Here is a 22315-nt window from a genome sequence, read left to right as displayed (position 1 = left end):
GCTTGGGCTAGCATGCGCCGCGCATGAGAGTAGACGACGAGCCCAGCCCCACGGAGATCCAAGCCCTGTTTGCCTCGACCCTGGTGGCCTGGCAGCGCAGCCATGGGCGCAATGCGCTGCCCTGGCAGAACACGCGCGATCCCTACCGCGTCTGGCTGTCCGAGATCATGTTGCAGCAGACCCAGGTGAGCACGGTGCTGGGCTATTACCAGCGCTTTCTCGCCAGCTTCCCCAGCGTGCGCGAGCTGGCCGCGGCGCCGCTGGACGAGGTGCTGACCCTGTGGGCGGGCCTGGGCTATTACAGCCGTGCGCGCAATCTGCACCGCTGCGCGCAGGCGGTGTGCGAGCGTTACGGCGGCGAGTTTCCGCGCAGCGCCGAGCTCCTGCAGACCCTGCCCGGCATAGGCCGCTCCACCGCCGCGGCGGTGGCCTCGTTCTGCTTTGGCGAGCGCGTCGCGATCCTGGACGGCAACGTCAAGCGGGTGCTTTCGCGTCTGTTGGCGTTCGAGGGCGACCTGGCCAGCGCGGCGCAGGAAAAGCTGCTGTGGCAGCGCGCCACCGAGCTGCTGCCCGCCAGCGCCGATATGGCCAGCTACACCCAGGGCCTGATGGACCTGGGCGCCAGCCTGTGCGGCGTGCGCACGCCGCAATGCCTGCTCTGCCCGGTGAGCGAGCTGTGCCTGGCGCGCGCCCAGGGCGAGCCGCAGCGCCTGCCCGTCAAGACGCGCAAGCTCAAGCGCAGCCGGCGCGAGAACTGGTGGTTGTGGCTGGAGCATGAGGGCCGCATCTGGCTCGAACAGCGGCCGGCCACGGGCGTGTGGGCGGGGCTGTGGACCTTGCCGCTGTTCGACGACGAGGCCGCGCTGCAGCGCCAGCTGGAGGGACTTGCCGGCCTGGGCGCCAGCGCCGAGGTGATGCCGGTGATCCAGCATGCGCTGACGCATCTGGACTGGGTGCTGCATCCGCGCCGCGCCGAAGTGGCGGGGCCGGCGCCCGAACTGAGCGGCGGTGTCTGGGTGGCGCGCGAGCGCCTGGCCAGTTATGCGCTGCCGGCGCCGCTCAAGCGCCTGCTGGATTGATGGTGCATGGATGGCGTATGCTGTGGCGCCCCGCGACAGCCCACCCCAACACCATGCACAGCAATGCCAAGCCCGCCGTCAAGAGCGCGATCGAATCGGCCGTGGTGGCGGCCCTTGCGGGCGCCACCTGCCTGTGGTTTCTGATCTCGGTGGCCAATATGGACGAGGTCGACGGCGCCAAGGCCACCCTGTGGGGCCTGGGCCTGGCGGTTTGCGTGATCGCCCATATCAGCTTCGTGGGCGTGGCCCTCAAGCATGCCGGCCGGCGCGTGCTGCCCTGGCTGTTGGGCATGGTGATACTGTTCCCGGTGGTCTCGGTGGTGGCCATGGTCCTGCTGCTGCAGGACGAGCAGGTGGGCTGAGCCGGGCCGGGGCAGGCCAGGCTCTATTTGGCGTCCAGCTCGCGGTGCCGCTTGAGCACCTGGCCATGGTAGGCGAACTGCTTGGTGAGCGTTTCCACCAGATAGACCGAACGGTGCTGGCCGCCGGTGCAACCGATGGCCACGGTCAGGTAGCTGCGCTGGTCGGCCGCGAAATTGGGCAGCCATTGCGAGATGAAGGCGCCGATCTGGCCCAGCATCAGGCGCACCTCGGGCTGGGCCTCCAGATACTCGGCCACCGGTGCGTCGCGGCCGGTGAGCGGGCGCAGCTCGCGGTCGTAATAGGGGTTGGGCAGCACGCGCACGTCGAACACGAAATCGGCATCGCTGGGCACGCCATGCTTGAAGGCGAAGGACTCGAACACCAGGGTCAGCGAGGTGCCGCTCACTACCACCAGATCGCGCACCCAGGCGCGCAATTGCGCGGGCCGCAGCTGGCTGGTGTCGATCACGGTTGACTCCACGCGCAGCGCCGCCAGCAGCTCGCGCTCCAGCTCGATCGCGTCCAGCAGCATGCGGTGCGCGTCCTCGCCGTCCTGCTGGGCCTGGCGCAGCGGATGCGGGCGGCGCGTTTCGGAGAAGCGCCGCATCAGGGTGTCGGTATTGGCGTCCAGAAAGATCGAGCGCAGGCCCACGCCCTCGCCGCGCAATTGCTTGATGAGCGGCAGCAGATGCGGCAGCGAGCCGGCGCTGCGCACGTCCACCGCGATCGCGACGCGGCGCTGGCCGCGCTGCTTTTCCAGCGTCAGGAACTCCAGCAGCAGCTCGGGTGGCAGGTTGTCCACGCAGAAGAAGCCGGCGTCCTCCAGCGCATGCATGGCGATGGACTTGCCGCCGCCCGACACGCCCGTGACCAGCACCACATCGCTTTGCGGCGGCGACTTCGGCGCAAATCCCCGCTTGCTGCTCATGACCTGGCCTTCTTGCTGCGCGCCGGCGCGCCGGTGTTGGAGAGATCCAGCATCTCCTGCGCATGCGCAATGCTGGTGGACGAGAGACGCTCGCCGCCGAGCATGCGGGCGATCTCGGCCACACGCGCCTCGCCATGCACCGGCTGCACATCGCTGCAGGTGATGCCGGCGCGCAAGGCCTTGGAGACGACGAAATGCTGGTCGGCGCAGGCGGCCACCTGGGGCAGATGGGTGACGGCCAGCACCTGGCGCTCGCGCCCCAGCTGCTTCATCAACCGGCCCACGGTTTCGGCCACCGCGCCGCCCACGCCGGCATCGATCTCGTCAAAGATCAGGGTGCCGGCGCCGCTGTCCTGCTGCTGGCAGGTGGTGACGGCGATCGCCAGCGCGATGCGCGAGAGTTCGCCGCCCGAGGCCACCTTGGCCAGCGGCCGCGGCGTGCTGCCGGCGTGCCCAGCCACCAGGAATTCGGCCGACTCCTGCCCGAAGCTCTGTGCCTGTTCCTGCTTGATCAGCGCAATCTCGAAGCTGCCGCCGGCCATGCCCAGCAGCTGCATGGCCTGGGTGACGGCGGCCGCGAGCTGCGGCGCCGCCTTGGCGCGCGCGGCGCTGAGCCGCTCGGCCTCGAGTTGGTAGTTGCCGCGTGCCAGGTCTTGCGCGGCCTGCAGGCCGGCCAGATCGCTGGCGGCGTCCAGCGCCGCCAGCTCCTGCTTCCACTCCAGCAGCAGGGCCGGCAGTTCGGCCGGCTGGCGCCGGTAGCGGCGCGCCAGCGCCACCCAGGCGGAGAGGCGCTCGTCCAGCTCCTGCAGGCGTTCGGGCTCCATGTCGGCGCCGTGCAGATAGGCGCTGAGCGTGTGCGTGGCGTCCTGCAGCTGCGCCTGCACGCCCTGCAAGGCCTCGACGGCGGGCTGCAGGCGCGCGTCGTAGGCCAGCACGTCCTGCAGATCATCCAGCGCTCGCTGCGTCAGGCCCTCGGCATTGAGCTCGGCCTCGCTGAGCGCGTCCAGCGCCTTGCGCGCCGCATCCATCAGCGACTGCGCATGCGCGAGCCGCTGGTGCTCGGCGTTGAGCTCATCCCATTCATCGGCGCCGGGCGCGAGGCGATCGAGCTCGCCGATCTGCCAGCTCAGGCGCTCATGCTCGCGCGCCAGCTCGCCCTGGCGCGCCTGCGCCGCCTCAAGGCCCTCGCTGGCCCGCTTCCATTCGGCATAGGTCCTGGCCACCGGCACGGCGTCGATGCCGGCATAACCGTCCAGCAGCGCGCGCACCGCGGGCGCGCGGGTCAGGCCTTGCCAGGCATGCTGGCCGTGGATGTCCAGCAGGGCATCGGCCAGCTCGCGCAGCTGCGCCACCGTGGCGGCGCTGCCATTGATCCAGGCGCGGCTCTTGCCCTGCGCGTCGATGACACGGCGCAGCAGCAGCAGGCCATCGTCGTCGCCATCAAAGCCGGCCTCGCCGAGCCAGTCGTGCAGGGCGGCGGGGCGGTCGAACTCGGCCGTGATCTCGGCCCGCGCCGCGCCCTCGCGCACCACGCCGGCATCGCCGCGGCTGCCCAGCGCCAGCTGCAGGGCGTCGATCAGGATGGACTTGCCGGCGCCGGTCTCGCCGGTAAGCACCGCGAAGCCCGCGCCGAAGTCCAGCTCCAGTTCGGGCACGATGACGAAATCCCTGAGACTCAAGCGCCTGAGCATCAGCTCACTCCCTCGTACCAGCGCAGCTTGCGGCGCAGCGTGGCGTAATAGCTCCAGCCGGTGGGATGCAGGAAGCAGACCTTGTGCTTGGAGCGCCGCACGGTGATGCAGTCGCCGTGCAGCAGGCTGGCCAGGCTCTGCATATCGAAATTCACGCTGGCATCGCGGCCGGCGACGATCTCCAGCCGGATCTCGCCCAGGTCGGGTAGCACGATGGGGCGGTTGGAGAGCGTGTGCGAGGCGATCGGCACCAGCACCCAGCCGCCTATGCTGGGATGCAGGATGGGCCCGCCGGCCGAGAGCGAATAGGCGGTGGAGCCGGTGGGCGAGGCGACGATGATGCCGTCGGCGCGCAGATTGGCGACGAACTCGTCGCCCACGTCCACGCGCAGCTCCACCATCGAGGCGGTGGCGCCGCGGCTCACCACCACGTCGTTGAGGGCCAGGCCCTCGAAGATGATGCGCTCATCGCGCCAGACCGCGCCCTCCAGCATGGCGCGCTGCTCTTTTTCATAGGTGCCGGCCAGGATGGGCTCGAGCGCCTCGCGAAAGCGCTCGATCGAGATATCGGTGATGAAGCCGAGCCGGCCCTGGTTGATGCCCACCAGCGGGGTGCCATGTCTTGCCATCTCGCGGGCAAAGCCCAGCATGGTGCCGTCGCCGCCGACCACGATGGCCAGGTCGCATTCGCGGCCCAATTCATCGTTGGAGAGGGCGTCAAAAGCGGTGATGCCGGTGTTCAGCGCGGTCTCGCGCTCCAGCGAGACATCCAGGCCGAGGCCGGCCACGAACTCGGCAATCTCCTCAAGCACAGGGCGTATGCCCCTGGCCTGGTGCTTGCCCACTAACGCCACATGACGGAATCGCTTGGCCATGCGCAGAATTACACCACAGGGTTGCGAGCACTTGCGGGACCCGGCGGGCCTGTCCGTACAATGAAAGCCATGCTCGACGAGCGCTCCAAATCACTGCTGAAAACCCTGGTCGAACGCTATATCGCGGACGGTCAGCCCGTGGGTTCGCGCACGCTGTCCAAGGCATCGGGGCTGGAGCTCTCGCCCGCGACGATACGCAATGTGATGGCCGATCTGGAGGAGCTGGGCCTGATCGCCAGCCCGCACACCAGTGCCGGCCGCATTCCCACCGCGCGCGGCTACCGCCTCTTCGTCGACACCATGCTGACCGCGCAGCCGGCCCTGCTGGGCGCGGACGCGCGGCCGATCGAGACGCAGCTGCAGCCCGACCAGCCGCAGCGCGTGATCGCCAGCGCCGCGCATCTGCTGTCCAGCCTGTCGAGCTTTGTCGGCGTGGTGACCGCGCCGCGCAAGCCCAGCGTGTTCCACCATATCGAATTCCTGCGCCTGGGCGAGCGGCGCGTGCTGGTGATCATGGTGTCGCCCGACGGCGATGTGCAGAACCGCGTGATCTTCACCGCGCAGGACCTCAACCAGGCCGAGCTGGCCGAGGCCAGCAACCGCCTCAACGCCCATTACGCCGGCCTCACCCTGGAGGCGGTGCGCGAGCGCCTGAGGAGCGAAGTGGATGCGCTGAAGGGCGAGATCGGCGTGCTGATGAATACCGCCGTGCAGGTCGGCACCGAGGCGCTGGAGCATGAGGAAGAGCGCGTGGTGATTTCCGGCGAGCGCAACCTGCTCACCGTGCAGGATTTCAACAACGACATGGGCAGCCTGCGGCGCCTGTTCGAGATGTTCGAGCAGAAGACCCAGCTGATGCGCCTGCTCGACGTCTCCAGCCGTGCCGAAGGCGTGCGCATCTATATCGGTGGCGAGAGCCAGGTCGTGCCCTTCGAGGAACTCTCCATCGTCTCCGCGCCCTACGAGGTGGATGGCCAGCTGGTGGGCACCCTGGGCGTGATCGGCCCCACCCGCATGGCCTACGACCGCATGATCCAGATCGTCGACATCACCTCGCGCATGGTCAGCAACGCGCTGTCGCAGAAGTAGGGCCGAACTGCCCTATACAATCCGCGCTCCTGGCGCCGGCCAGGGCAGTTTCTTACTCAGGGCCGTTAGCTCAGTTGGTTAGAGCAGAGGACTCATAATCCTTTGGTCGCAGGTTCAAGTCCTGCACGGCCTACCAGACATCTCCCTCAGCAAACACAAAGGGCTTGGCGAATCTGCCAAGCCCTTCTTGCTTCTGAGCGGACGATCAGTGTGCGGGCGCAGGCGCCGGCGCCACAGCCGGCGCCCGCGTCACGCGCGTCTTGCCGCCGGTGGTCACCAGCACCACGGCGTCGCCGGCCATGATGGTTTCGCCGGCCTTGGCCTGCACCACCGAGCGACGCTCGCCATTGCGCAACTGCAGCAGGATCTCGACCGCTTCCTCGCGAGTGGCGTTGCGCTCGATAGCGTTGCCTATCACCGCACCGGCCACGGCGCCCAGCACGCCCACAACCTGGCCCTCGCGGCGACCACCGACGCTGGAGCCCGCCACTGCGCCGATCACACCGCCGGTAACGGCGCCGGCGCCGCTCTGGCTGCCGTCCACGGTCACGGGGTGGATCGATAGCACGGTGGCATCCTGCACCTGAGACATGCGCTGTGCGTCGCCGCGCTGCACCACGTCGGGGCTGGTGGTCGAGCAGGCGGCCAGGGCCGCCACGGCGGCGGCGGCGATCAGTTTCTTGATGGGCATGGTTCCTCCGGATAAGTCGTGGAAGCCCAACGTTGCCGCGGGCTTGGGCGTTGACCCGATTACACGTCTTTACCGGCGGCCATGACCGAGGTCATGGGACCTGTCTACGCATGCAGGCGGCTTGAGCGCGGCACGCTGGCGAGCAGGAACTCCATCTGGTCGGCCAGGATGCGGCGGCCGCGCAGAATCATGTCCTCGTGCAGGCTGGGCACATAGGGCAGGTAGAGCAGGCTCATATGGGCCTCCTCGGGCATGCGGTTGCCCTTGCGGCCGTTGCAGCTCTTGCAGGCGGTGATGCAGTTCATCCAGCTGTCGTAGCCGCCGCGCGAGCTGGGAACGATGTGCTCGCGGGTCAGGTCGTCGGGATGATGGCTGTGGCCGCAGTAGGCGCAGACGTAGCGGTCGCGCGCGAACAGCTTGGGATTGGAGAGGGCGGGCGCCTGGCGCCAGGCGCGCGAGGGCACGGCGCCGCGTACCGCGATGATGGGATGCACCTCGATGCGCGATTGCATGCCGGTGCGGCGCTGCAGGCCGCCGCGCAAGACATGGCAGGGGTCGCCCAGCGTCCAGGCCACGCCGTCGCTGGCATAGATCACGGCGGCTTCCTTGGTCGTGATCCAGGCTTGCGGTCTGCCCGAGATATCAAGTTGCAGCACATCCACAGCGTTGACCTCCTGCCCGCAGCGTACTGCATTAGTGCGCGCTAACTCAAGCCTTGCTCGCAGGGCCAGGCTCGGCGCGGCCGAATGGCCCATCAAACGTGCGGTTCTAGGCGGCTTCCCCTAGAACTTGCGACAAAACCCGGCTTGCCAGGCTTGGCTTTTGGGCAAAAATAGAACGACCGTTCGTTTTATTATGCAAGCTGCGCCAAAACCCCCAGGACCTGCCTTGACCGCTACGCCAGACCCCAGCACCCGCAACGCTGCTGCTGCAAAAGCAGTGGCGCCGCGCCGTGCCGTGCGTTCGCTGCAAAAGGGCCAGCAGACGCGCGCCGCGATTCTTGAGGCCGCGCTGGGCTTGGCCTCGCATATGGGCCTGGAGGGTCTGTCGATCGGCGCCCTGGCCGACGTCACCAAGATGAGCAAGTCGGGCGTGTTCGCCCACTTCGGTTCGCGCGAGGAACTGCAGATTGCGGTGGTGCGCGAGTATCACGCCAAGTTCGAGGAAGAGGTGTTCTTCACCGCGATCCGCGAGGCCCGCGGCCTGCCGCGCCTGCGCGCGCTTTACGAGCGCTGGGTGCGGCGCGTCTCGGTGGAGATCGATTCGGGCTGCATCTATATCAGCGGCGCGGTCGAGTTCGACGACCGGCCCGGCCCGGTGCGCGACGCCCTGGTCTCGATGGTGAAGGCCTGGCATGCCGCCCTGCACCGCGCCATCGTGCTGGCCAAGGAGGTCGGGCACCTGAAGGCCGATGCCGACGTCGAGCAGATCCTGTTCGAGCTGCACGGTCTGATCCTGTCCCTGCATCACGACGCGCGCTTCATGCGCAGCCCCGGCGCCATCGGGCGCGCCGAGGCCGGCTTCGAGCGCGCCATCCAGTCCTATGCCACGCCGGCCGGCCTCAAGGCCGACCGCGAGCACAGCCGCAAGTCAGCCGCCGCGCCCATCGCTATCAAGAAGCGGCCCTGATCTTTTCTCTCATCACCACAAGCCCACTTCAGGAGCTCCACATGCCTCAGTACAACCCGCCCCTGCGCGACATGAAGTTCGTGATGCACGAACTGCTGCATGTCGTCGACGAGTTGAAGCTTTGCCCCAAGCATGCCGACATCGATGAAGACACCATCAATGCGGTGCTGGAGGAGGGCGGCAAGTTCTGCGCCGAGGTGATCGCGCCGATCAATCTCAGCGGCGATGCCGAGGGCTGCGTGCTCGACAAGAGCACTCACGAAGTCACGGCCCCCAAGGGCTTCAAGGAAGCCTATGCCAAGTATGTGGAAGGCGGCTGGCCGGCGCTGGGTTGCGACCCGGAATACGGCGGCCAGGGCCTGCCGGTGATCGTGAACCAGAGCTTCTACGAGATGCTGAATTCGGCCAACCAGGCCTGGACCATGTATCCCGGCCTGAGCCATGGCGCCTACGAGGCCCTGCATGCCCATGGCACGCCCGAGCAGAAGAGCGTCTACCTGCCCAAGCTCACCAGCGGCGAGTGGACCGGCACCATGTGCCTGACCGAACCGCATTGCGGCACCGACCTGGGCCTGCTGCGCTCCAAGGCCGAACCGCAGGCCGACGGCACCTACAAGATCACCGGCCAGAAGATCTTCATCTCGGCCGGCGAGCATGACCTGGCCGCCAACATCGTGCACCTGGTGCTGGCGCGTCTGCCGGACGCACCGGCCGGCTCCAAGGGTATCTCGCTCTTCATCGTGCCCAAGTTCAATGTGAACGCCGACGGCACGCTGGGCGCGCGCAACGGCGTGTATTGCGGCGGCCTCGAGCACAAGATGGGCATCCATGGCAACGCCACCGCGCAGATCGTGCTGGACGGCGCCGTGGGCACCATGGTGGGCGAGCCCAACAAGGGCCTGGCCGCGATGTTCGTGATGATGAATGCGGCGCGCCTGGGCGTGGGCAACCAGTCGCTGGGCCTCACCGAGGTGGCCTACCAGAACGCCGTGGCCTATGCCAAGGATCGCATCCAGATGCGCGCCCTGTCCGGCCCCAAGGCACCCGACAAGGCCGCCGACCCCATCATCGTGCACCCCGATGTGCGCAAGATGCTGCTGACCGCGCGCGCCTATGCCGAGGGCGGCCGCGCCCTGGCCACCTATGTGGCGCTGCAGCTGGACATGGCCCTGGCCTCGGACGACGAGGACGAGCGCAAGGAATGCGAAGACGAAGTGGCGCTGCTGACGCCCATCATCAAGGCCTTCCTGACCGACAACGGCTGGATCGCCACCTCGCACTGCATGCAGGTGTTCGGCGGCCATGGCTTCATCCATGAATGGGGCATGGAGCAGTTCGTGCGCGATGCCCGCATCAACATGATTTACGAGGGCACCAACACCATCCAGTCGCTCGACCTGCTGGGCCGCAAGGTGCTGGGCGACAACGGCAAGAAGCTCAAGGCCTTCGGCAAGAAGATCGCCGCCTTCGTCGAGGAAGAGGGCACCAACGAGGCGATGCAGGAGTTCATCAACCCGCTGGCCGACATCGGCGACAAGGTCACCAAGCTGACCACCGAGATCGGCATGAAGGCCTTCCAGAACCCCGACGAGGTGGGCGCCGCCGCGGTGGACTATCTGCGCGTGGTGGGTCACCTGACCTTCGCCTACTTCTGGGCCCGCATGGCCAAGCTGGCGCTGGAGAAAAAGGACGGCGGCGACCCCTTCTACACCGCCAAGCTCTCGACGGCGCGCTTCTATTTTGCGAAGCTGCTGCCCGAGACCGCCACGCTGATCCGTACCGCGCGCGCCGGTCTGCAGCCTCTGATGGAGATGGAAGAAGCCTTGTTCTAAGAAGCCGCAACCCAAGGTCCGCCCGGCAGAGGCGGGCCCCACAACATTCAGGAGACCGACCCCATGAAGAAAAAAGCCTTGTTCGCCGCCGCCGCCCTGAGTCTTGTTGTCAGCCTTGTGCAGGCACAGATCAGCCCAGTGGGCCTATGGAAAACCTTTGATGACGATGGCAAGACCGAGAAGTCCTTGGTGCGCGTGGTCGAGTCTGGGGGTGTCTATCAGGGCAAGATCGAAAAAATATTCGATGCGTCGAGGCAAGACGCCAAGTGCGACAAGTGCGAGGGTGATCGCAAGAACCAGCCGATTCTAGGCATGGTGATCTTTTCCGGCGCTAAGCAGGATCAGGACGACAAGTCGATTTGGTATGGCACCGAGATCGTCAAACCGGATGAGGGCAAGGTCTACAAGAAGATGCGCATGCAACTCGCAGATGAGGGCAAGGTGCTAAAGGTTCGTGGCTATATCGGCTTTCTGTATCAAACACGTGAATGGAAGCGAGTCGAGTGACTAGACCGACCTCGCTGTGCGTCAACATAACCAAGGATTTATCGTGAGTCGATTCCAAGTTCGCAAAGTCGCCGTGCTCGGCGCTGGCGTGATGGGTGCGCAGATCGCTGCGCATCTGGTCAACGTCAAGGTGCCCGTGGTGCTGTTCGATCTGCCGGCCAAGGAAGGCCCCAAGAATGGCATCGTCAGCAAGGCGGTCGACGGCCTGAAGAAGCTCAAGCCCGCGCCCCTGGGCGACGCGGCCGATGCGGCCCTGATCGGCCAGGCCAATTACGAGGAACACCTCGAGCAGCTGCGCGATTGCGACCTCATCATCGAGGCGATTGCCGAGCGCATGGACTGGAAGCTCGATCTCTACAAGAAGATCGCCCCCTTCATCGCGCCGCACGCCATCGTGGCCTCGAACACCTCGGGCCTCTCGATCACCAAGCTCAGCGAAGTGCTGCCCGAAGAAATCAAGCCGCGCTTCTGCGGCATCCATTTCTTCAACCCGCCGCGCTATATGTACCTGGTGGAGCTGATCAACACCCCGACCACGCGTCCGGAAGTGATCGATCAACTCGAGAGCTTTGTCACCACCGCGGTTGGCAAGGGCGTGGTGCGTGCCAACGACACGCCTAACTTCGTGGCGAATCGGGTCGGCATCGCCGGCATGATGGCCACCATGATCGAGGCCGAGAAGTTCGGTCTCTCGGTGGACGTGGTGGACGACCTGACCGGCAAGAAGCTCGGCCGCGCCTCCAGCGGCACCTTCCGCACCGCCGACGTGGTGGGCCTGGACACCATGGCGCATGTGGTGAAGACCATGCAGGACAACCTGCAGGACGATCCTTTTTACTCGATCTACGCCACGCCCAAGGTGCTGGCCGGCCTGATCGAGAAGGGCGCGCTGGGCCAGAAGAGTGGCGGCGGCTTCTACAAGAAGGTAGGCAAGGACATCCAGCGCCTGGACTTCAGCACCGGCGAATACGTGGCCGGCGGCAAGAAGGCCGACGAGATCGTGGCCCGCATGCTGAAGAAGCCGGCGGCCGAGCGCATCAAGCTGCTCCGTGAATCGAGCAATCCGCAGGCCCAGTTCCTCTGGTCCATCCTGCGCGACAGCTTCCACTATGTGGCCGTGCATCTGGCCAGCGTGGCCGACACCGCGCGCGAAATCGACTTCGCGATGCGCTGGGGCTTCGGCTCGCAACAGGGTCCGTTCGAGCTCTGGCAGGCGGCCGGCTGGAAGCAGGTGGCCGAATGGATCGCCGCGGACATTGCCGAGGGCAAGACCCTCAGCAGCGCCCCGCTGCCCGCCTGGGTGAGCGAAGGCCCGGTGGCCGAGAACGGCGGCGTGCACAGCGTGAACGGTTCCTGGAGCGCCGCCGAGGGCCGCTTCAAGCCGCGCGCCAAGCTGCCGGTGTACGAGCGTCAGGCCTTCCCCGAGGCCCTGGTGGGCGAGGGTGCGGCCGAGCCGCTGAAGGCCGGCACCGAGCTCTTCAAGAACGAGGAAGTGCGCGTCTGGACGCTGGACAACGAGGTCGTGATCGCGTCGATTACCGCCAAGCTGCACCTCATCAGCCCGACGGTGACCGAGGGCCTGCTGAAGGCGGTGGAGATTGCCGAGGCGCAGTACAAGGGCCTGGTGATCTGGTCGCCCGATGATGTGTTCTCGGCCGGCGCCAATCTGGAAGCGCTGATGCCGGTCTTCATGAGCAAGGGCGCCAAGGGCATCGCGCCTGAAGAGAAGAAGCTGCAGGACATGATGCTGCGCCTGCGCTACGCCAATGTGCCGGTGGTCGCCGCGATGCGCGGCCTGGCCCTGGGCGGCGGCGCCGAGCTGGCGGTGCATTGCGCACGCCGGGTCGCGCATATGGAAAGCTATGTCGGCCTGGTGGAAGTGGGCGTGGGCCTGATCCCCGGTGGCGGTGGCCTGACCTATATCGCGCGCCGCGCCGCCGAGATGGCTGCGGCCGGCAACGCCAACGCCGACATCTTCATGTTCCTGAAGGATGGCTTCACCACGGCGGCCACCGCCAAGGTCGCCACCTCGGCACTGGAAGCCCGGAAGAACGGCTTCCTGCTGGACAGCGATGTGATCGTGCCCAACAAGGACGAGCTGCTGCATGTGGCCACGGCCCAGGCCAAGGCCATGTTCGAGTCGGGCTACCGCCCGCCGCTGAAGGCGCTGTTCCCGGTGGCTGGCCGTTCGGGCATCGCCACCATCAAGGGCCAGCTGGCCAATATGCGCGACGGCGGCTTCATCAGCCAGCACGACTTCCATCTCGCCAGCCTGATCGCCGATGTGGTGTGCGGCGGTGCGGTGGAGGCCGGTTCACTGGTGTCCGAGGAGTATTTGATGTCGCTGGAACGCCAGCACTTCTGCAGCCTGCTTGAGCATCCCAAGACCCAGGAACGCATCATGGGCATGCTGCAAACGGGCAAGCCCGTCCGCAACTGAACGGGCAACCAAGGAATCGAATCATGAGCAAGCAAGTTCAAGAAGCATTCATCTGCGCCGCCACCCGTTTGCCGATCGGCAAGTCGGGCCGGGGCTATTACAAGAACACCCGCCCCGACGAGATGCTGGTGCGTGCCGTGCAGGCTGCGCTGGCCCAGGTGCCAGGTCTTGACCCCGCCGCCATTGAAGACGCCATCATCGGCTGCTCCTTCCCCGAAGGCGAGCAGGGCATGAACATCGCCCGCGTCGCGGCGGTGCTGTCCGGCCTGCCCAATACCGTGGGCGGCGTGACGGTGAACCGCTACTGCGCCTCGGGCATCACCGCGCTGCAGATGGCGGCCGACCGCATCCGCGTCGGCGAGGCCGAGGTGATGATTGCCGGCGGCGTGGAGTCGATGAGCATGGTGCCGATGGGCGGCAACAAGCCCTCGCTGTCGCCGCTGATTTTCGAGCGCGACGAGAACGTCGGCATCGCCTACGGCATGGGCCTGACGGCCGAGAAGGTGGCCGCGCAGTGGAAGATCAGCCGCGAGGCACAGGATGAGTTCGCGCTGGAGTCGCACCGCCGTGCCCTGGCCGCGATGGAAGCCGGCCATTTCGCCGCCGAGATGACGCCGTTCGAGATCGTCGAGCGTTCGCCCAATCTGGCCGATGGCACGATCGGCGAGCGCCGCCGCGTGGTGAGCCTGGACGAAGGTCCGCGCAAGGACACCTCGATCGAAGGCCTGGCCAAGCTCAAGCCGGTGTTTGCAGCCAAGGGCAGCGTCACCGCCGGCAACAGCTCGCAGACCTCGGACGGCGCCGGCGCGCTGATCGTGGCCTCGGAAGCCGCGGTGAAGCGCTTCGGCCTCACGCCGCTGGCCCGCTTCGTCTCCTTCGCGGTGCGCGGCGTGCCGCCCGAGATCATGGGCATCGGCCCGATCGAGGCCATCCCTGCGGCACTGAAACTGGCCGGCATCACCGCCGCCGACCTGGACTGGGTGGAGCTGAATGAAGCCTTCGCCGCGCAATCGCTGGCGGTGCTGAACGACCTCGACAGCAAGGGCATCGTGCTGGACCGCAGCAAGGTCAACCCCAACGGCGGCGCGATTGCGCTCGGCCACCCGCTGGGCGCCACCGGCGCAATCCGTGCAGCCTCGGTGATCCATGGCCTGCGCCGCACTGGCGGCAAGTACGGCATGGTGACGATGTGCGTGGGCGCCGGCCAAGGCGCCGCTGGCATCATCGAACGTTTGTGACCCACCCCCTACGCGCTTCGCGCGCCCCCTCAAGGGGGCGAGTCCCTGGGCCCGGCAAGGCCGGAGCCTGGGACTCCGTAGGGTCAGAGGCAGGGGGCTGATATGCGTCGACGTCATGTCTTACGGGCTGGAACGCTGCTGGCGGCGCCCGCCAGCCTGTCATTGACCGCCTGCCAGGGTGACTTGCCCAAGCAGTTCGAAAGCTGGCGTGCCGCCCAGGAGGCCGTGCTGGAGCTGCGCTTCAAGGAGCCCAGGCTGCAGGGCAGCCAGTGGAATCTGGCGCAGATGCTGCAGCACGCGGCGCAGAGCATTGAGTACTCGATGCAGGGCTTCCCAGAACCCAAGCCGGCCTGGTTCCAGGCCACATTGGGCAGCACGGCGTTTGCCTTCTTCGATGCACGTGGCCAGATGAGCCACACGCTGGACGAGCCGATTCCCGGCGCGCCGGCGCTGGACGCCGAGCGCAGCTTGAAATCCTCGGTGCAACGCCTGCTCGATGCGATGGACGCATTCGCTGCCTTCAAGGGCGAGTTCAAGCCCCATTTCGCCTATGGCAAACTGGACCGAAACCAGTACCAGCGTGCGCATCTGATGCATCTGGCCAATCACTGGCAGCAACTGAGCGCCTGATTTTCCAGGCAGGAGAGAAGACCCATGAGCATAAAGACCGCCGTCGTGAACGGCGTGGCGACGATTGAAATCGCCCGCCCCGAAAAGAAGAACGCGCTGACGCGCGCCATGTACCAGGCCATGGCCGATGCCCTGGTGGCGGCGAATGACGACAAGAGCGTGCGCGCGGTGCTGATCCAGGGCCAGCCCGGCATCTTCACCTCGGGCAACGACATCGAAGACTTCATGGGCAGCCCGCCGCGCGATGAAGACGCGCCGGTGTTCCAGTTCATGCGCGCGCTGCTGGCTTGCGAGAAGCCGGTGATCGCGGCGGTGAACGGCGCCGCCATCGGCATCGGCACGACCATGCTCTTGCACTGCGATTTTGTCTACGTGGCCGATGACGCCCGCCTGGCCATGCCCTTCGTGGGCCTGGGCCTGGTACCAGAGTTCGCCTCCAGCCTGGTGGTGCCGCGCCTGATGGGCCATGTGAAGGCGGCCGAGAAGCTGCTGCTGGGTGACCCCTTCACGGGCGCCGATGCGGTGGAGTGCGGCATTGCCAACGCCGTGCTGCCGGCCGGCGAGGTGGTGAACCAGGCGCGCCGTGTGGCCGAGCGTTTCAACAATCTGGCGCCCAGCGCGGTGCGCGAGAGCAAGCGCCTGATGCGCCGCCACAGCAGCGAGCAGGTGCTGGAAACCATTCGCGTCGAGGCCGAGATCTTCGGCGCCCGCCTGCGCTCGCCCGAGGCCATGGAAGCCTTCCAGGCCTTCTTCCAGAAGCGTCAGCCGGACTTCTCCAAGTTCGACTGATCGCCCTTGATGCTGCAGCTGGCCAAGATCGCGCTGGCGCCCCTGCTCTTGTGGCAGGGTTTGCAGGTACGCCGCAAGGCCCTGCGCCTGCCGGAGGCGGCGGGCCCGCGCAGCGGGTCAGCCGGCGTCGGTGAGTTGCGGCTGCGGCTCTTGATCCTGGGCGATTCATCGGGGGCGGGCGTCGGTGCCCCCAGCCAGGAGGAGGCCCTGGCCGGGCGCCTCTCCGAGGCGCTGGCGCAGCGCCTGCAGGGCCGGGTGCAATGGCAGCTGATCGCCAGGACGGGCCACACCACCGCCGATGCCCTGGCCGAGTTCCGCAGCGCCGAGTTGGCGGCTGCCGATGTGCTGGTGACGGCGCTGGGCGTCAACGATGTGGTGTCACAGGTGAGCCCGCGCCGCTGGGTGCGGCTGCTGCAGGAGGTGCATGAACTGGCGGTGCAACGCGCCGGCGTGCGCTACAGCCTGCACAGCGCCGTGCCGCCCATGCATGCCTTCCCGCTGCTGCCGCAGCCCCTGCGCTGGCTGCTGGGCGCCCACGCCTTGCGCATGAACCACATGCTGGCGCGCAGCCTGGCGGGGCAGGCGCAGCGCGGCCTGCAGGCCTTGCCGGCGCATCTGCACGGCGGTGCAGCGGCGGACTTGATGGCGCCGGACGGTTTTCACCCGGGCCCCGCGGGCTACCAGATCTGGGCCGATGCGCTGGCCGAGCGCCTCGTGCATCAGATCACATTGAGCTCGAGATAGGGCTGGCCGGCCGCGATGCGATTGGGCGAGAGCACGCTCAGGTCCAGGCTCTCGTAGCGGCCCTGCGCCAGCAACTCGGCAAGGCCGCGGCCCACGCCGGGGGCGTGTTGCAGCCCATGGCCCGAAAAACCGCAGGCCAACAGCAGATTGGGGCATTCCGCCAGCGCGCCGACCAGGCCGTTGTGGTCGAAGCTGTTCATCTCGTAATAGCCAGCCCAGGCGCGCTCGGGCCGCAGCGACTCGAAGCCCGGCACGCGCTGCGCCAGTGCGGGCCACAGCCGCTGCTCGAAGAGATCGGCCTCGGGGTCCAGGGGCAGGTCGTCGGCGTCGTCCAGCGGCGTGCCGCCACAGATGAACCGGCCCTCGCCCTCGGGGCGGAACCACAGCCCGCCGGGGTCTATCACCAGCGGGCACTGCGGTGCGGGCTCAGGGCTGCGGAATACATAGACGCTGCGTCGCTTGGCGCTCACCGGCACCTGCAGCCCGGCCGTGGCTGCGAGCCTGCCCGACCAGGCGCCACAGGCCAGCACATAGCGATCGGCCTGCAGCAGGTCGTTGGCCGTGCGCACGCCGCACATGGCGCCGCCGGCGTCGAGCTCCAGGGCCAATGCCTCGTCGCGCAGGTACTGCACGCCCTGCGACTGGGCGCGCTGCTTGAAGTGTTGCAGCAGGCCCCAGCCGTCGAACCAGCCCTCGCCGTTGCGGCCCCAGCTGCCCAGGGTCAGGTCTTGCGTGGCCAGCCAGGGCCAGCGCGCCTGCAACTGGGCCGGCTCCATCAACACGATGTCGGCGCCCATGCCGCGCTGCAAGGAATTCAGCTGCCGCAGCGATTCAGCGCCCGCCGCTGTCGCCAGATAAAGATAGCCCTGTTCGACCAGGCCGGCCTGCGCGCCCAGGCCGCGTATCACTTCCAGCCCGTACTGCGACAGCGCGATATTGAGCGGCGTGCTGAACTGCTGGCGTATCGAGGCGGCGGAGAGCGCCGAGGAGGCGCGCGCATAGCTAGGGTCGCGCTCCAGCACCGTGATGCGACCGGCCCAGCCCGGCATCGCCGACAGGCTGGCGGCGACGGCGCTGCCGATCGCGCCGCCGCCGACGATGAGAACGCTCACGGCTGCTGTTCGAAGGGTCTGGGCTTGCCGTCCTTGTCGATCGCGACATAGGTCAGCTGCGCCTCGGTGACCTTCACGGTGTGCGGATTGACCGGGTCTCGCTCGGCGATCACTTCGACATTCACGGTGACCGAGGTGCGGCCCACACGCGTGACCTGGGCGTAGAAGGAGAGCAGGTCGCCGATCGAGACCGGCTGCTTGAAGAGGAACTCCTTCACCGCCACGGTGGCGACGCGGCCGCGCGAAATGCGTGCCGGCAGTACCGAGCCGGCGATGTCCACCTGGGCCATGATCCAGCCGCCGAACACATCGCCGTTGTGGTTGGCGTCGGCCGGCATGGGCATGACGCGCAGCACCAGCTCGCGCGGCCAGTCAGGACTGCTGCCGGGGTTTGAAACTTCGCTCATGGGGCATACCTGTGACAATGGTTTGACCTATTGTCCTTCAGCCCCTACCCAATGCGACGCAGCCCCGAGCCGGTCTACGCACAGTCTTCGCCTCCCGGCGCACGCAGCGACTGGGCCACCATCGCCAAGCTGCTGCCCTATCTGTGGCGCTACCGCTGGCGTGTCGGCCTGGCGCTGGGCTTCATGGTCTGCGCCAAGCTCGCCAATGTGGGCGTGCCGCTGTTGCTCAAGACCCTGATCGACAGCCTCTCGATCAAGCCGGGCAGCACCCAGGCCATGCTGGTGGTGCCCTTGGGGCTGCTGGTGGCCTACGGGGCGCTGCGACTGTGCACCTCGCTGTTCACCGAGTTGCGCGAGCTGATCTTTGCCAAGGCCACCGAGGGCACGGCGCGCAGCATCTCGCTGCAGGTGTTCCGCCACCTCCACGACCTCAGCCTGCGCTTTCATCTGGAGCGCCAGACCGGGGGCATGACGCGCGATATCGAGCGCGGCACACGCGCGGTGCATTCGCTGATCTCGTATTCGCTCTACAGCATCGTGCCGACCCTGATCGAGGTGGCCCTGGTGCTGAGCCTCTTGTCGATCAAGTTCGACGTCTGGTTTGCCTGGATCACATTGGTGGCGCTGGCCTTCTACATCACCTTCACCGTGGTGGTGACCGAATGGCGCACGAAGTTTCGCAAGCAGCTCAACGAGCTGGATTCGGTGGCGCATAGCAAGGCGATCGATTCGCTGCTGAACTACGAAACCGTCAAGTACTTCAACAACGAGGACTTCGAAGCCAAGCGCTACGACGAGAGCCTGGAGAAGCTGCGCCGCGCCCAGCTCAAGACCCAGTCCACGCTGTCGCTGCTCAATACCGGCCAGCAGCTCATCATTGCCGTGGCCCTGGTGGTGATGCTGTGGCGCGCCACCGAGGGCGTGGTGGCCGGCCATATGAGCCTGGGCGATCTGGTGATGATCAACGCCTTCATGATCCAGCTCTACATCCCGCTCAACTTCCTGGGCGTGATCTACCGCGAGATCAAGCAAAGCCTCACCGACCTGGACAAGATGTTCACCCTGCTTGAGCGCGAGCGCGAGATTGCCGATGCACCCGATGCCCAGCCGCTGGTGGTGCGGGGCGCCGCTGTGCGCTTCGCGCATGTGAGCTTCGCCTACGACCCGGCGCGGCCCATCCTGCACGACATCAGCTTCGAGATCCCCGCCGGCAAGAAGGTGGCGGTGGTGGGCCCCAGCGGCTCGGGCAAGAGCACGCTGGCGCGCCTGCTCTACCGCTTCTATGACGTGGACGCCGGCAGCATCAGCATCGACGGCCAGGACCTGCGCGGCCTGACCCAGGGCAGCGTGCGCCGCGCCATCGGCATCGTGCCGCAGGACACGGTGCTGTTCAACGACACCGTGGCCTACAACATCGCCTACGGCCAGCCCGGCGCCTCGCAGCAGGAGGTGGAGGCGGCCGCCCGCGCCGCGCATATCCACAGCTTCATCGCCAGCACGCCCAAGGGTTATGACACCATGGTGGGCGAGCGCGGGCTCAAGCTCAGCGGTGGCGAGAAGCAGCGCGTGGCGATCGCCCGCACGCTCTTGAAAAACCCGCCCATCCTGATCTTCGACGAGGCCACCTCGGCGCTCGATTCAGGCAACGAGCGCGCCATCCAGGCCGAGCTGGAGGCAGCGGCGCAGAACAAGACCGTGCTGGTGATCGCGCACCGGCTCTCCACCATCGTCGATGCGCACGAGATTCTGGTGATGGAAAAGGGCCGCATCATGGAACGCGGCCACCATGCTCAGCTAGTCGAGCAGGGTGGCCGGTATGCGCAGATGTGGCGGGTGCAGCAGAGCGGCGGGGCCGAACTGCAGAGCGCTTGAGATCGCGCCGGGATCAGGACTTCTTGGTGGCGCGACGGCTCAGACCAACGCCACCCAGGGCGGCCAGCACCAGCGCCAGGCTGGCGGGCTCGGGAACATTGCCGCCATTGCGGGGGGCGATGAACTTCAGGTCGTCCAGCATGGCGAAACCGTCGTCGGTGCCGTAGTCGAACACCACCTTGGTCGCAGCCTTGGCCAGCGCCACTGTTTCCAGATGCCAAGTGCAGTAGTTACCCACGGTCAGTTGGCAGCTATCGTTGCCTCCATGATCGAGAACCGGGCTTTCCACCTCACCTGCGGCATCAAGGAACTTGACGGTGAAGTTGCCCCCCCTGGTTGACCACCAGAACTCGAACGAGGTGAAACCAAACGGCGAGGTGATGATCAGCTCGTGCGACAGACCGTCAACGTCGTTGAGGTCCAAGGCCGAGGTCAGGTTCAACGCGCCGCAGCCACCACCCGCGTGAGTAGCATCGGGGGAGTGCGTAAAGAAGTCGGCCACGCCACCTTGCGGGCAGCCGGTCGGCCTGGAACTGGTGAGCCAGGCGCCATTACCGTTGAAATTGAAGCCGCCAAACGAAGTGCCGTCGAGCAGCATGGGCGGTGCGTCAACCGTCGGCGTTGAACCGCTCGGAGCGCCCGGGCTGCCCACTTCAAAGCTCAGCAAGGCATCGGCAAACGAGGGGATCGAGGCGAGGGCCAGTGCACAGGCCAGCAGGGTCTTGGTGAGCCGCATGGAAAGCTCCGCTTCTTGGATGTTGGAGGGCAAGCGACACTGAATTCTCTTCGCTCGCGTTCAATGTAACCAAGCCCTGCCACTTTCTGTCAGCGCCTCCCCCTTCATCTAGGGGGGAAGCTACCGCAGATGAGGGGGCGAAATCAGCCGCTTGGCCGCCGGCTACACTGCTCTGGTGGAAACCAAATGGCTTGAAGACTTCGTCAGCCTGGCCGAGACGCGCAGCTTTTCGCGTTCGGCGCAACTCAGGCATGTGACACAACCGGCTTTCTCGCGGCGCATCCAGGCGCTCGAGGCCTGGGCCGGCGTGGATCTGGTGGACCGATCCTCCTACCCGACCCGCCTGACCGCCGCCGGCGAGACCCTGCTGGCCCAGGCCATGGAGGTACTGGGTGGGCTGCAGTCGGCACGCAATATGCTGCGTAGCCACCAGTCGGTGGGGCAGGACATGATCGAGTTTGCGGTGCCGCACTCGCTGGCCTTCAGCTTCTTCCCGCATTGGCTGATGGACCTGCGCCAGCGCTTTGGTGCGGTGAAATGCCGGCTCAACGCCCTCAATGTGCATGACGCGACCCTGCAGCTCAGCGAGGGCAACTGCGACCTGCTGCTGGTCTATCACCACCCCAGCCAGCCGCTGCAACTGGATCCCGAGCGCTATCAGATGGTCTCGCTGGGCCATGAGACCCTGGCCGCCTATGCCAAGGCCGATGCCCAGGGCCGCCCGCTGTTTCGCCTGCCCGGCCACCCTGGCCAGAAAATCCCTTTCCTCAGCTACGCCTCGGGCGCCTATCTGGGCCGCCTGGTGGAGTTGATCGTCAAGGCCTCGCCCGCGCCGCTGAACCTGGACTCCATCTACGAAACCGATATGGCCGAGGGCCTCAAGGCGATGGCGCTGGAGGGGCATGGCCTGGCCTTTCTGCCGGCCAGCTCGGTCAAGAAGGAGCTCAAGTCCAAGCGTCTGGTCCAGGCCTCGGTCGAGGGCGAGTTCGAGCTAAGCATGGAGTTGCGTATCTACCGCGAGCGCCCCGATGCCGCGCGCCGTGCCAAGCCTGCGGCGTTGGCGCTCTGGGATTTTCTGACCTGCAAGCCCTGAAGGATCGGGTTTGCCCGAGGGCGGCCGACTGCCGCAGCGTGCCGCAATGGCGTAAAAACCCCCCTGTGCCGGCGGGCCAGCCACGGTCTGTCCGGCCCCATCCCCGAGAACCCTGAACGAGGAGCTTTTATGAAGAAGACTTTTGCGCTGGCCCTGGCCCTCGCTGCCGCCACCGGCGCGGCGCACGCGGAAGACACGCTGAAGAAGATCAAGGACAGCGGCAGCGTCACCATGGGGGTGCGCGAGTCCTCGGGTGCGCTCTCCTACACCCTGGGTGACGGCAAGTACGTGGGCTACCACGTCGAGATCTGCCAGCATGTGCTGGCCGATGTGCAGAAGCAGTTGGGCCTGGCCAAGCTGGAAATCAAGTACCAGCCCGTGACCTCGCAGAACCGCATTCCGCTGGTGCAGAACGGTACCGTGGACATCGAGTGCGGCTCCACCACCAACAACCTGACGCGCCAGAAGGACGTGGCCTTTGCCGTGACCACCTTCGTCGAGGAGGTGCGCATCGCGGTGAAGGCCAACTCGGGCATCACCTCGGTCAACCAGCTCAACGGCAAGAACGTG

Annotated in this window: 22 protein-coding genes and 1 tRNA gene; 15 read left to right on the top strand and 8 right to left on the bottom strand. The window is 66.7% G+C overall.

The window, feature by feature from the left end:
* Window positions 1–23: 23 nt before the first annotated feature.
* Complete coding sequence (mutY, locus tag WG898_RS08190; RefSeq protein ID WP_339602284.1) at window positions 24–1079, top strand: A/G-specific adenine glycosylase; 1056 nt, start codon at window positions 24–26, stop codon at window positions 1077–1079.
* Window positions 1080–1096: 17 nt separating this feature from the next.
* Entirely contained in the window at window positions 1097–1441 is a 345-nt protein-coding gene (locus WG898_RS08185) for a hypothetical protein (protein WP_339602283.1), read from the top strand.
* Between the two features lie 23 nt (window positions 1442–1464).
* Here WG898_RS08185 and rapZ read toward each other — a convergent pair whose 3' ends face one another.
* The 3 genes from rapZ to WG898_RS08170 are packed head-to-tail and all read right to left on the bottom strand — an operon-like array spanning window position 1465 to window position 4936.
* Window positions 1465–2370: an RNase adapter RapZ gene (gene rapZ / locus WG898_RS08180; RefSeq protein WP_339602282.1), complete on the bottom strand. Its 906-nt coding sequence runs from the start codon at window positions 2368–2370 to the stop codon at window positions 1465–1467.
* The gene (gene recN / locus WG898_RS08175; RefSeq protein WP_339602281.1) at window positions 2367–4061 is read right to left on the bottom strand and encodes a DNA repair protein RecN; all 1695 of its coding nucleotides are present in this window, start codon (window positions 4059–4061) and stop codon (window positions 2367–2369) included. Before recN ends, rapZ begins: the two co-directional genes overlap by 4 nt.
* Window positions 4061–4936 carry an NAD kinase gene (locus WG898_RS08170; RefSeq protein WP_339602280.1) on the bottom strand — a complete coding sequence of 292 codons (876 nt, stop codon included), beginning with the start codon at window positions 4934–4936 and terminating at the stop codon, window positions 4061–4063. Before WG898_RS08170 ends, recN begins: the two co-directional genes overlap by 1 nt.
* Window positions 4937–5005: 69 nt before the next feature.
* Between WG898_RS08170 and hrcA the strand changes: the two genes are divergently transcribed.
* Window positions 5006–6025: a heat-inducible transcriptional repressor HrcA gene (gene hrcA, locus WG898_RS08165; protein ID WP_339602279.1), complete on the top strand. Its 1020-nt coding sequence runs from the start codon at window positions 5006–5008 to the stop codon at window positions 6023–6025.
* A 59-nt stretch (window positions 6026–6084) separates the two neighbouring features.
* A tRNA-Ile gene (locus WG898_RS08160) sits at window positions 6085–6161 on the top strand.
* Between the two features lie 69 nt (window positions 6162–6230).
* Here WG898_RS08160 and WG898_RS08155 read toward each other — a convergent pair.
* On the bottom strand, window positions 6231–6716 hold the full coding sequence (locus WG898_RS08155; protein WP_339602278.1) for an outer membrane lipoprotein: 486 nt from the start codon (window positions 6714–6716) through the stop codon (window positions 6231–6233).
* 104 nt (window positions 6717–6820) lie between these two features.
* Complete coding sequence (locus WG898_RS08150; protein WP_339602277.1) at window positions 6821–7378, bottom strand: HNH endonuclease; 558 nt, start codon at window positions 7376–7378, stop codon at window positions 6821–6823.
* Between the two features lie 226 nt (window positions 7379–7604).
* On the opposite strand from WG898_RS08150, the gene WG898_RS08145 reads away from it, so the two are divergent.
* The 8 genes from WG898_RS08145 (at window position 7605) to WG898_RS08110 (ending at window position 16525) form a co-directional block, all read left to right on the top strand.
* Window positions 7605–8345: a TetR/AcrR family transcriptional regulator gene (locus WG898_RS08145; RefSeq protein WP_444718923.1), complete on the top strand. Its 741-nt coding sequence runs from the start codon at window positions 7605–7607 to the stop codon at window positions 8343–8345.
* A gap of 41 nt (window positions 8346–8386) precedes the next feature.
* Window positions 8387–10177: an acyl-CoA dehydrogenase C-terminal domain-containing protein gene (locus WG898_RS08140; RefSeq protein WP_339602276.1), complete on the top strand. Its 1791-nt coding sequence runs from the start codon at window positions 8387–8389 to the stop codon at window positions 10175–10177.
* Between the two features lie 63 nt (window positions 10178–10240).
* Entirely contained in the window at window positions 10241–10684 is a 444-nt protein-coding gene (locus WG898_RS08135) for a DUF2147 domain-containing protein (protein WP_339602275.1), read from the top strand.
* Between the two features lie 43 nt (window positions 10685–10727).
* A complete protein-coding gene (locus WG898_RS08130) occupies window positions 10728–13124 on the top strand; it encodes a 3-hydroxyacyl-CoA dehydrogenase/enoyl-CoA hydratase family protein (RefSeq protein WP_339602274.1) in 2397 nt (798 codons plus the stop codon).
* 23 nt (window positions 13125–13147) lie between these two features.
* Window positions 13148–14362, top strand: coding sequence for an acetyl-CoA C-acyltransferase (locus WG898_RS08125; RefSeq protein WP_339602273.1), 1215 nt, complete (start codon window positions 13148–13150; stop codon window positions 14360–14362).
* A gap of 102 nt (window positions 14363–14464) precedes the next feature.
* A complete protein-coding gene (locus WG898_RS08120; protein WP_339602272.1) occupies window positions 14465–14992 on the top strand; it encodes a DUF1569 domain-containing protein in 528 nt (175 codons plus the stop codon).
* A gap of 24 nt (window positions 14993–15016) precedes the next feature.
* Complete coding sequence (locus tag WG898_RS08115) at window positions 15017–15781, top strand: enoyl-CoA hydratase (protein ID WP_339602271.1); 765 nt, start codon at window positions 15017–15019, stop codon at window positions 15779–15781.
* Window positions 15782–15790: 9 nt separating this feature from the next.
* On the top strand, window positions 15791–16525 hold the full coding sequence (locus WG898_RS08110; protein ID WP_339602603.1) for an SGNH/GDSL hydrolase family protein: 735 nt from the start codon (window positions 15791–15793) through the stop codon (window positions 16523–16525).
* Here WG898_RS08110 and WG898_RS08105 read toward each other — a convergent pair.
* On the bottom strand, window positions 16501–17637 hold the full coding sequence (locus WG898_RS08105) for an NAD(P)/FAD-dependent oxidoreductase (RefSeq protein ID WP_339602270.1): 1137 nt from the start codon (window positions 17635–17637) through the stop codon (window positions 16501–16503). The genes WG898_RS08110 and WG898_RS08105 overlap by 25 nt on opposite strands.
* The gene (locus tag WG898_RS08100) at window positions 17634–18044 is read right to left on the bottom strand and encodes an acyl-CoA thioesterase (RefSeq protein ID WP_339602269.1); all 411 of its coding nucleotides are present in this window, start codon (window positions 18042–18044) and stop codon (window positions 17634–17636) included. Before WG898_RS08100 ends, WG898_RS08105 begins: the two co-directional genes overlap by 4 nt.
* Window positions 18045–18095: 51 nt before the next feature.
* Between WG898_RS08100 and WG898_RS08095 the strand changes: the two genes are divergently transcribed.
* Window positions 18096–19916, top strand: coding sequence for an ABCB family ABC transporter ATP-binding protein/permease (locus WG898_RS08095; protein WP_339602268.1), 1821 nt, complete (start codon window positions 18096–18098; stop codon window positions 19914–19916).
* A gap of 13 nt (window positions 19917–19929) precedes the next feature.
* Here the strand turns inward: WG898_RS08095 and WG898_RS08090 are convergent, their stop codons facing one another.
* Window positions 19930–20685, bottom strand: coding sequence for a PEP-CTERM sorting domain-containing protein (locus tag WG898_RS08090; protein WP_339602267.1), 756 nt, complete (start codon window positions 20683–20685; stop codon window positions 19930–19932).
* Between the two features lie 142 nt (window positions 20686–20827).
* Here WG898_RS08090 and WG898_RS08085 point away from each other — a divergent pair, with 142 nt between their 5' ends.
* Both WG898_RS08085 and WG898_RS08080 read left to right on the top strand, forming a co-directional pair.
* Window positions 20828–21745, top strand: coding sequence for a LysR substrate-binding domain-containing protein (locus WG898_RS08085; RefSeq protein WP_339602266.1), 918 nt, complete (start codon window positions 20828–20830; stop codon window positions 21743–21745).
* Window positions 21746–21874: 129 nt separating this feature from the next.
* Window positions 21875–22315, top strand: a 441-nt coding sequence (locus WG898_RS08080; RefSeq protein WP_339602265.1) for a transporter substrate-binding domain-containing protein, incomplete at its 3' end; no start/stop codon positions are given.

This window comes from Paucibacter soli, assembly GCF_037482845.1.
Lineage (GTDB): Bacteria > Pseudomonadota > Gammaproteobacteria > Burkholderiales > Burkholderiaceae_C > Paucibacter_B > Paucibacter_B soli.
Note: the sequence above shows the minus strand (reverse complement) of the source record. Positions and strands in the feature narration are given on the sequence as shown.